Genomic DNA, 10,720 nt, shown 5'->3' on the forward strand with positions numbered 1-10,720 from the left:
CGAAGCAATCTCGTAGCCGTGATGGTTCGCTTTGTAAACGACGAGATTGCTTCGTTCCTCGCAATGACAACATGATATATTGTTTATTAGAAGAACTTACGCTTCCATTTCCAAAATCTGTTCAGCTAAAGTTTCCCATTGCTGCTGCACTTGCTTCAGCTCGGTTTGTTTGCGCTGGTACTGGGTATTGGTTTCTTTAAGCTTAGCCTGATTATTATAAATGTGATCATCGGCCAGTTGAGCTTCCAGGTCTTTAACCGCTTTCTCCAAATCGGCTACCTGCTGCTCCATGCGCGATAAATCCTGATTCAGTTTTTTAATCTGCTTCGATTTATCTTCAACAGGCTGTTTAGCCGCTGCGGGGTCCTTTTTTTCCTCTTTTTTAGGGGCAGGTACCGGTGCATTGGTAAACTTAGCCTGCTGCTTGCGCTTGGCCTGCCACTCCTCGTACTCGGCGTAGGTGCCGGGGTATTCTTTAATCTGCTGGTCCTCTATGTACCATATCTTATTGGCAATATTGTCGAGGAAGAAACGGTCGTGCGATACACTGATAAAGGTACCTTCGTACTGTTGCAGCGCCTGGATCAGGATATTTACCGATTGCATGTCCAGGTGGTTGGTGGGCTCATCCAGAATCAGGAAGTTGGCATCAGCAGTTAAAGCTTTAGCCAGTGCCACGCGTGATTTCTCACCACCCGACAGTACCTTAATCTTTTTAAACACATCATCGCCCGTGAACAGGAATGAACCTAAAATGGAGCGCAGCTCGGTTTCATTGTGCCGTGGCGCAAAGTGCTGTAGCTCTTGCAAAATTTCGCTCTCCAGGTGGAGTGATTCCAATTGGTGCTGTGCAAAAAAGGTGGTGGTTACGTTGTAACCGATATCACACTTTCCGGTAAAATCATGATCAGCATCAGCAATAATGCGTAGCAAAGTTGATTTACCACGGCCGTTGGCGCCAATCAGCGCAATTTTATCGCCTTTTTCAATAATAGCGCTGGCCTGCTTTAAAATGGAGAGGTTAGGATAACTTTTGGACAAGTCCTCAATGTTGATCACATTCCGGCCTGATTGTTTACCAAAGCGGAAACTAAAGTTAACGGTAGGATTATCATCATCCACATCATCCACACGCTCTAAACGATCTAAAGCTTTGATGCGTGATTGTGCCATTTTAGCTTTGGAAGCTTTGGCGCGGAAACGCTCAATCAAACGCTCTTCCTGCTTAATTTTGGCCTGCTGATTTTTAAACTCGCCACGCTGAATTTCTTCGCGCAATGCTTTCTCCTCTAAATAGAAACTATAATTACCTGCATAAACCGTTAATTTACCCTTGCGCGATTCTACCGTACGGTTAATTACCTTATCTAAAAACCAGCGGTCGTGAGATACAATAACAATGGCGCCTTCAAAATTTTTCAGGTATTCTTCCAGCCACTGAATAGAGGGTAAATCTAAGTGGTTGGTGGGCTCATCCAGTAACAAAATATCAGGTGCCTGTAACAGAATTTTAGCCAGCATTACCCGCATACGCCATCCACCCGAAAAGGTGCTTAATTTGCGTTCCTGATCTACATCGCTAAAGCCTAAACCGGCTAAAATTTCGTGAGCTTTGTATTCAATGTTATAACCATCCAGCGCTTCAAACTCACTTTGCTTATCGCTCAGCTTATTTAAAATATCCTCTGAATAATCGGATTCCAGCTTCTTTAATAAGTTTTCGATCTCCGTGTGCAGTTGGTTTTGGCGCTCAAAGGCTTCCATAGCCACGTGCAGAATGCTTTTATCTGAGGCATAAGAAAGCAAATCCTGATTGAGGTAGCCGATGGTGATATCCTTTGACATGGATATAGTACCCGAAGTAGGTTTGTAATCGCCTACAATCAGCTTTAATAATGTGGTTTTGCCGGTACCATTGGCACCAATTAAGCCTACCTTATCTCCGGGTTTAATATGCCAGTTGGCCTCGTCATACAAAGCCCGCGCACCAATCTCAAACGTGAGGTTATTTATCGAAATCATTTCACGCGAAGATACGATTTTTGAGAGAAAAATTTTCGTGCGAAATGTGGTGAAGAATCAGGATAACTGAGAATATTAAGTTGAAATGACGGTGAACCTATTGGAGGATGCAGGTTGACAGTGTCTATACTGTAAACAGTTTAACGTTTGTAATTACAGCAACTTATCTCCAGTCAACAAGAAATCTCCTCCTTGTCATTTCGACCGTAGGGAGAAATCCTCTTCGCCTAACAGGCATTCCAGTATACCGGCTTGATGAAGAAGATTTCTCCCTACGGTCGAAATGACAGCTTAGAGATTTTGATTGTATGTTGTTGAAGAATACTGTCATTGCGAGCGGCAGCGTGGCAATCGCACGGAGGCATTTACGCCTCTGCATAGCAAGCGATTGCCACGTCGTTCCTCCTCGCAATGACAGTTACATTATTCTAAACTATTAATAATGCCCCCTGATTTGAGGTTTCACCTGATCATCATAAATCCCCCTCAACTGCTGCATAACTTCAGCAGACAAGGAAGGCAGTTCAGAGGCTGCTACGTTAGAATTGACTTGTGCCACCTTAGAGGCACCTGGAATAACGGTGGTTACCTCCGGATGGTCTAATATCCAGCGGATGGCCCATTCGGCGGTGCGGTTGTCGGGCATCAACTGGGCCATTTGCCGGGCCAGCTTCACCCCTTCTTGAAACTCTATACCGGAGAAAGTTTCGCCGGCATTGAAAGATTCGCCGTTGGCGTTGAAATTACGGTGGTCATTGCTGTCAAACTGGGTATGCTCGTTGAACTTGCCGCTCAGCAAACCACTGGCCAGCGGCACCCGCACAATCACAGCAACACCTTTCTCTTTAGCTTTGGCAAAAACCTCATCGGCCACATGCTGCCTGAACAGGTTGAAAATGATTTGCAATGAGGCTAAACCCTCCTGTTCCAAACAAAGTAAGGCTTCTTCCGAAGTTTCCACACTTGCCCCGAAATAACGGATCAGCCCATCCTGCTGCAGGCGGCGCAGGTGGTCAAATACTTCGCCCCGGCGCAGTTCTTCGGTAGGGATACAATGGAGCTGCTCTAAAAATAATTTATTGAAGCCCAAGTTTTCTAATGAGCTTTCTACCTGGCGCTTCATGGCTTCATAGCTGAAGTTTTGCGGCCAGCCGTTGCCATTATCGCTGCGGCGGCCCAGCTTGGTAGCAATATGGATTTCGCCGGGCATGGTTTTCATCAGCTTGCCGATGATTTTTTCGCTTACGCCCATGCCGTATACATCGGCGGTGTCAATAAAATTGCCACCGGCTATAATGTAAGCCTGCAAAATGCGCATGGCTTCCTGCTCGTCCACCTGCCCCCAATCAGCACTGCCCAGTTGCCATGTGCCCAGGCCTACTTCGGCAATATCGATGTCTTTAAATTTTCTGTATTTCATAAGTTAGCTGTTTGCTAACTCAATAACGCGGTCAAACTCCTCTGGTTTTAAACCCATTACAGATAAACGCCCTTGCTTTACCAGCCCAATGTTCTCCAGGCGCTCATCTTTTTTAATTTGTTCCAGCGTAACCGGCTTTTTCAAAGTTTCTACCGGCGCTAAATCTACCACTACCCAGTTGGCATCATCTGTAGTAGGGTCCTGATAAAACTCCCGAACTACTTTGGCGATGCCTACAATTTCTTTACCCTCGTTGCTATGATAGTAGAGTACCAGGTCGCCCTCCTTCATGGCTTTAAGGTTATTACGTGCCTGGTAGTTACGCACGCCATCCCAAAAGGTGCGCCCCTCCTGGTTAAATTTTTCCCAACTGTATTTGAATGGCTCTGATTTTACCAGCCAGTATTGAATGCTGCTCATAGTTAATGAATAGTTTAAATTACAGGTACACTACGGGCGTTGCCCACAGTGCAAAAATAAGATTTGCCGGCAAGTACTGCCAAGTGCAAAGCTTAGCCTTTGTAAAACGCCAGCTGCCAGGTATGCTTTACTACGCGGTACACAAAACGAGGCAAAGTTACCAGGGCATTATCGGTATAAGACATGCTTTTGCGGCTTACTGTACTCGGTTCGGCCTCGGTATTGGCTTGGGTAAACAGGGCTTTAGGGTCTTTATAGATTAAAGCTTTGCCCTTGTGCTTCAAAAACGACAATGCCATCATAAACTCACCTTTATCGGAGGGTATCCCCTCGCGGTAGCGGCCGAATTTGCTCAGGAAATCAGAGCGGCGCAGGTGCGGATGATCACTGTATACATGGAACTTGCGGTCGCCCCAATACCATGGACTAAAATCCATCAGGTAAAAATCATCCTTGTAATGCTTCAGATATGGGTAAGTAAAATAGGCGTAAAAACGCACCATATCTATACTTTTGTCGGTTTGCAGGTAAGATACCGCCTGTTGCAGGTAATTATTGTAGCCATTGTTGGGGGTAAAATCCTCCTGTACATATAAGGTCAATGGAGTCGTTACCGCATCCTGGCCTTTGTTAATATTATTAGCCAAGCCCTTATTTACCGGGGTAGTTACCAGTTTAAAATTGTACTGTGCACTCAACTCTTGCAGCCTGGGCAGGTATTCATCACCGCTTCGGTCATCAGAAACTACAATGCCTCCAAAAGTAATTTGCTGAGCGGCAAAGGCTTGCAGCAATTTCTGCAGAGAGTCGGTGCGCTTGTAATGCGTAATTAACAGGGTAACGTCTGGAAAATGTGACATGGTAAAATGGTACCTTAAACTACCGCTCTAATATACAATATAAACCTTTAAAAGGATAAGCTGTTATCTTTCAAAACACATCACCCATGAAAAACGGACTATTTGAATATGGCGACCGCGTAATTATCAGCGCTACGGACGAAAAAGGAACAGTAAACTCGGCACAGGTTAACGATGGCGATCCGGTTGAAGTAGAACTGGACTCAGGAAAAGTAGACCAGTACAACGAGGATGACCTGGAGTTCGACGAAGATTTCAGGCCCGATACTGGTGAGTAAATAATCAGGCGTAACTTATTTATTACGAGTAACGGATATTTAAAGTTACACCCGAATTGCTATTCATTAATTTGTTAACTACATTTATAACCTGAGTACCCTATCAGGTTATAAATGTATCGCTTCCTTTTTATACTTATTATTTTTTTATGTGGTATAGTGGCAGTACATGCTCAATGCCCTGAAAATATTGGTTTTGAGGACGGCACGTTTGATAAATGGGAATGTTATACAGGAACGGTGCTGGGCGGGCCACTGGTTATCAGAAAGGTAGATCCTGAATTGGCGGCTATGGGCATCCTGGAAAATTCATCCCCGCAGGTTAAAGATATTTTTGGCAATTTTCCGGTAAATTGCCCTAACGGGAGTGGTTATTCTATAGTATTGGGCAACGCTGCTGCCAATGCCAAAGCCAACAGGGTAACTTATACATTTACCATTCCTCCTGACAAATTAGATTACAGTATTGTGTATTATTACGCTATTGTTTTTCAAAATCCTGCACATACGCCCGATCAACAGCCTAAGTTTACAGCTACTGTTTATAATTTAACAGATAATGAACCTGCTGGTTGCGGCTCGTTACAATTCGTATCATCGGCCGGTTTGGATGGTTTTTTTAAATCTAACCTCAACCAGGGCGGCAACCGGGCGGTTGATGTGTATTACAAGCCATGGTCGCCGGTCACCATCAATCTTGCGGGTTACCAGGGTAAAAAGATAATGATTGAGTTTACAGCTACAGACTGTACGCCCAAAGGCCATTTTTGTTATGCTTACGTTGATATAGATGAAAACTGCACACCAACTTCAACCGGCTCCCCCATCAAAGGTAATAGCTATTGTCGGGGAGCTGCCAGCGTAAACCTAAGCGCCCCGGCAGGTTTTGAAGAATACCAATGGTATAAAGGCGATGACCACTCAAAAGTTTTAGGTACCGAATCTACCTTAACCTTGCTTAATCCGCCTGCCGAGGGTACCGTTTACTCCGTGCATGTAAAGCCTGTTCCAGGCCTGGGCTGCGAAGCTACCTTTTATACTACCATACATGCTATTGACGAGCCTTATACTTTTAAAGTTAAGCCCGAAGTGTTTGGCTGTACGGCCACAGGGTACGATCTTACCCAGGCCAGCGTTAAAGCGGGCAGCAGCAGCAATTTAAAATATGAGTATTTCACTAACCCGGGCGGTACCGAGTTTTTATCTGACCCTAAAGCGGTGCTCACCAGTGGCACTTACTATATAAGGGGAACTAATGGATCGGGCTGCACCGATGTTCAGCCGGTGAAAGTAACCTTGTACCCATCGCCCACACTTGTACTGCAAGGCACACCGCTGGTGTGCAGCCCGGCCACGGTTGATTTAACCAGCCAGCAGTGGATTGCTAATTATGATGAAAAACTTACCTATACTTACTGGCAGGATGGCTTGGCTACCCAACCTTTAACCAATCCTAAAAAAATATCAGTCAGTGGGTTGTATTATATAAAAGTTGCAAATAGCACCGGCTGCTTTGATATAAAACCTATAAACGTTACCGTAGGTGCAATACCCAAAGTAGTTACCCATGATGTATTAAGCTGCCCACCGGCCAACCTAAAAGCTGCGGCGGTGACTGCCGGAAGCGACCCCGGACTTGAATACAGTTACTTTACCGATGCCGCCGGAACCAAACCACTTACAGACCCTGATAAAATAACCGTTAGCGGCACTTATTATGTACAAGGTACCTCTTCAGTTGGCTGTGGCTCTGCCTTAATGCCTGTTAAAGTAACGATTAACCCGGTGCCTGTACTGAACATTACGGACCCTGAGCCGGTAATTTACCCCACCTTGGCCGATTTGAGCCGTACTTTCCAGCATGTAGTGGGCGTTAATTACACCTATTGGAAAGACGCTGCGGCTACTGTTGCATTGGAAGATTACACCGGGGTAAAAGAAAGCGGCCGGTATTACATCAAAGCACAAAATCAATCGGGCTGTTTTGCAATTATGCCGGTAAATGCCAGTATTTATCCGCCTGCGGTACCGGTTATTTCGGGACCCAATACCTTCTCCCCTAACGGTGATGGGGTAAACGATTTGTTTAAACTGGAAATTGTTGGTATCAATACGGCCACCAAGTTTACCATATTCAACCGCTGGGGCCAGGCCATTTATGAAGTAAACAATGGTGTACCCCAATGGGATGGCACCTATAAAGGCCAGGTACAGGCTTTGGGAACCTATTATTGGCTGATAACTTACCGCGATACTTACCGGAACAAGGAGATCACCAAATCGGGATCCATCACTATTGTAAAATAGTTGCCGTTGGGCTTAGTGCAATATTTTAAACACCAGTTCCTTCATCAGTTCGCCGTGGGTAGCGCCCGAGTCTACGCCTTTGCTTTTGAGGTCATACTCTTTAAGCCAGCCGATAATTTGCATCAGCTTCCAGATATCAAATGTGCGTGAAGCCAGTTCATAATCTTTCATAAAGTAAGGGTTCACCCCCATCTCTCGCGCCGCCTCAGCCGCAGGTTTGTTGCGGATGTACTGGAACAGCAGCACCTTACTGAAAAAGCTATACAGGTTAGACAGGATGAGTACGATGGGATTAGATTTCGGGTTGGCCTCAAAGTAGTTCACAATCTGGTTGGCCTTCAGCACATCCCGGCGTATCAGTGCCGATTGCAGCTCGAACACATTGTATTCTTTGCTGATGCCGATGTTATCCTGAATATCCTTCAGCGTAATCTCTTTACCGGCCGGAATATTCAGCATCAGTTTATCCAGCTCGTTGGCTATCTTTTGTAAATCGTTACCCAGATACTCGGCCAGCATGGTAGCGGCCTGCCCACTAATAGGGTATTTCTTTTCGCTGGTGTAGCTTTCTATCCAGCCCGGTATTTTGTTATCATACAACGGTGCCGACTCAAACACCAATCCGCTTTTGCTGATGGCTTTGTATGTTTTTTTGCGCTTGTCAAACTTACCATGCTTATAGCAAAATACCAGTACAGTGCTGGGTAGGGGGTTTTCGAGGAAGGCCAAAAACGGGTTGATGCCTTTCTTGTCATCATCCTCTTTGCCCCATTTCATATCCTGCGCCTCCTTTACAATCACTACCTGGCAGTTGGCCATCATGGGATAACGTTTGGCGGCATTCAGCACCGTAACTACATCGGTATCTTTACCATACAGTACGGTTTGATTGAACCCTTTTTCCGACTCGCTGAGCAAATGGTCTTCAACATAATTGCTGATCTGGTCGATGAAGTAAGGCTCTTCGCCGTGCAGCAAGTATACCGGCTTGTATTTACCGGCTTTGAGTTCTTTTATAATTTCGGTGGCAGTCATTAAAACGAGGTGCAAATTACAAAATCTATTGTTAGGACTTGGCCAATATTATTCAGATTTTAGCCCCATGGATTTACTGCAGCCCCTCAACTTACCGCCCCACCCCTTCCGGTTAACCGAACATGAGGGCCGGCTGTACATATTTGATGAACTGCGTAAAAAAGAACTATTGCTTACGCCCGAAGAATGGGTACGTCAGCATTTTATACAGTTTCTAATCAAAGAAAAAGGTTACCCGAAGGGATTAATTAAGGTAGAGGGCGGTTTGAAGCTTAACCACATGCCCCGCCGCACCGATATAGTGGTTTATAACCGCCAGGGCGAAAAAATATTATTGGTAGAGTGCAAAGCGCCCGAAGTAAATATTACCCAAGCCGTGTTCGACCAGATTGCCCGTTATAACATGGTGCACCGGGTACCTTTGCTGTCGGTAAGCAATGGCCTGCAGCATTATTTTTGTACGGTAAACATAACAGAGAAGAGCTATCGCTTTATTGAAGGCTTGCCTCCTTACCAGGCTGAGGCCTGATTACTTCACCTCAATTAAATGCGGCGCTGCTAAATGCAGTATTTTTTCCTTTAATTCTTCGGGTTTAAAAGGCTTGGACACATAGTCATTCATACCCGAGGCAAATACACGCTCGCGTATGTCTGTTAATGCTGATGCCGTTAAGGCAATAATAGGTGTACTTGATTTTTGAGTGTCAGGCAGTTTTCTGATCTCCATGGCTGCGTCAAAGCCATTCATTACCGGCATTTGCAAATCCATCAATATAATATCGAAATTGCCATACTGCACTTTTTCTACTGCGCGCTCGCCGTTATCTGCAAAAACAGGTACCAGGCTCCACTTCGAGAACAGCTTTTTCATCAGCATTACGTTCACCGGGTTATCCTCTGCAATGAGCACTTTTAAGCTTTTAAGCACATCCATATCAGCAGCACTGCTTGCCGGCTGCGCCTGAACCTGCATAGCAGGCTCTACATATTTCTCGGTAGAAACTGTGAACTCCATATTGAAGGAAAACTCAGAGCCCTCGCCGGGCTTACTCTTCACCTGCATTTGTACATTCTGCAGTTCCAGTAAACGCTTTACAATGGCCAGTCCCAATCCGGTACCCCCATATTGGCGGGTGGTGGTGATAGACTCCTGAGTGAAGGGCTCGAAAATAGCGTTCAGGTTATCTTTATCGATGCCAATACCGGTATCCTGCACCACAAAGTTTACGGTAATGGTATTGTGGCGGTCTTCGATACTGTTTACCCGAACAAGCACGCTGCCCTGTTTGGTAAATTTAATGGCATTACTGATAAGGTTAAATATGACCTGCGTTAAGCGGGTAGGATCGCCAAACACCAGTTTACGGCGCAAAGACTCGTCTACCGACAGGTGAAATTTCAAGCCTTTTTCCTGCGCCTTGATAATTTGCCCGCCGCAAATATTACTCATCAATTCGGGCAGATTGAACTTAATGTTTTCGAATACCAGTTTACCCGACTCAATTTTATTAAAGTCAAGCACATCGTTCACAATAGCCAGCAGGTTACTGCCCGAAAACCGCAGGATATCGAGGTTCTCTTTCTGATCGGGACGGGGATTGCCCATCAGCAGCAAGTTACTCATACCAATCACCGCATTTAAAGGTGTGCGGATTTCGTGCGACATGGTAGACAAAAACTCAGACTTAGCGTGTGATGATTTTTCGGCCTTTTCAATGGCGGTTTCCAGCTTTAAATTCAGGCGGCCCTGTTCATCGGTTGTCTTTTTTAATTGCTGGATGCTCTTTACAAAAGCAAGGTAAAACTGGCTATGGATGAAAATCACCATCACAAACAGCGTAAGTGCCGCAATAATAAGGGTGGAACCATCTACCTTTTCGGGCTTCAGATCAATGAAATAGCTGTTGTCATACTCAATAATCATGAAAGCCATGGCCGGTATGATGTTGGCCAGTGAGTACCACAGGCCCCATTTGGAGCCCAGCATGTAATAACTGTATAGTATAATTAAGATGATGAGCAGTACCGTAATGATATTTACGCTCTGCATAATCACAAACACATTTAGCAAGTTAACCAGCGTGGAAAAACCCAGCAGAATGTGTGAGGTATTGCGCCAGTCGCCCTTCCAGGTGTAATATTTAAACAGTACCGGTATTAAAGCGGTAGATACACCGGCTACCAGGGTAAGCATGGGCTCGTGCTGTAAATAAACATTCACCCATAAAAATACCAGCGACAAAAACCCCAGGCACAGGGTATAATACAATAACCTGATGCGCGCCTGGTCTATAATTGACTGCTGCTTGTTAAGTAATTTGTTTACAGATAAGTTAAAAAAACTTACGCGTTGGCTCATTGGCTGGCTGGTTCAGTAC

9 protein-coding genes are annotated in these 10,720 nt (G+C 45.2%); 3 read left to right on the plus strand and 6 right to left on the minus strand.

Annotated elements, in window-relative coordinates:
• Positions 1-96 precede the first annotated feature (96 nt).
• The 4 genes from ACYVNW_RS08140 to ACYVNW_RS08155 form a co-directional block, all read right to left on the minus strand.
• Entirely contained in the window at positions 97-2,022 is a 1,926-nt protein-coding gene (locus ACYVNW_RS08140; RefSeq protein ID WP_460679353.1) for an ABC-F family ATP-binding cassette domain-containing protein, read from the minus strand.
• A gap of 436 nt (positions 2,023-2,458) precedes the next feature.
• Positions 2,459-3,442 carry an aldo/keto reductase gene (locus tag ACYVNW_RS08145; RefSeq protein WP_460679354.1) on the minus strand — a complete coding sequence of 328 codons (984 nt, stop codon included), beginning with the start codon at positions 3,440-3,442 and terminating at the stop codon, positions 2,459-2,461.
• A gap of 3 nt (positions 3,443-3,445) precedes the next feature.
• Complete coding sequence (locus tag ACYVNW_RS08150; RefSeq protein WP_460681005.1) at positions 3,446-3,853, minus strand: EVE domain-containing protein; 408 nt, start codon at positions 3,851-3,853, stop codon at positions 3,446-3,448.
• 101 nt (positions 3,854-3,954) lie between these two features.
• The gene (locus tag ACYVNW_RS08155) at positions 3,955-4,722 is read right to left on the minus strand and encodes a glycosyltransferase family 2 protein (RefSeq protein ID WP_460679355.1); all 768 of its coding nucleotides are present in this window, start codon (positions 4,720-4,722) and stop codon (positions 3,955-3,957) included.
• Between the two features lie 86 nt (positions 4,723-4,808).
• Between ACYVNW_RS08155 and ACYVNW_RS08160 the strand changes: the two genes are divergently transcribed.
• Positions 4,809-5,000, plus strand: coding sequence for a hypothetical protein (locus tag ACYVNW_RS08160; RefSeq protein WP_460679356.1), 192 nt, complete (start codon positions 4,809-4,811; stop codon positions 4,998-5,000).
• Positions 5,001-5,159: 159 nt separating this feature from the next.
• Positions 5,160-7,307, plus strand: a complete 2,148-nt coding sequence (locus ACYVNW_RS08165; protein ID WP_460679357.1) for a T9SS type B sorting domain-containing protein — start codon at positions 5,160-5,162, stop codon at positions 7,305-7,307.
• Positions 7,308-7,319: 12 nt separating this feature from the next.
• Here the strand turns inward: ACYVNW_RS08165 and holA are convergent, their stop codons facing one another.
• The gene (holA, locus tag ACYVNW_RS08170; RefSeq protein ID WP_460679358.1) at positions 7,320-8,342 is read right to left on the minus strand and encodes a DNA polymerase III subunit delta; all 1,023 of its coding nucleotides are present in this window, start codon (positions 8,340-8,342) and stop codon (positions 7,320-7,322) included.
• 67 nt (positions 8,343-8,409) lie between these two features.
• Between holA and ACYVNW_RS08175 the strand changes: the two genes are divergently transcribed.
• Positions 8,410-8,871, plus strand: coding sequence for a type I restriction enzyme HsdR N-terminal domain-containing protein (locus tag ACYVNW_RS08175; protein WP_460679359.1), 462 nt, complete (start codon positions 8,410-8,412; stop codon positions 8,869-8,871).
• On the opposite strand, the gene ACYVNW_RS08180 is transcribed toward ACYVNW_RS08175, so the two are convergent.
• On the minus strand, positions 8,872-10,701 hold the full coding sequence (locus tag ACYVNW_RS08180; protein ID WP_460679360.1) for an ATP-binding protein: 1,830 nt from the start codon (positions 10,699-10,701) through the stop codon (positions 8,872-8,874).
• Between the last annotated feature and the right edge of the window lie 19 nt (positions 10,702-10,720).

It is taken from the genome of Mucilaginibacter koreensis (genome assembly GCF_054783355.1).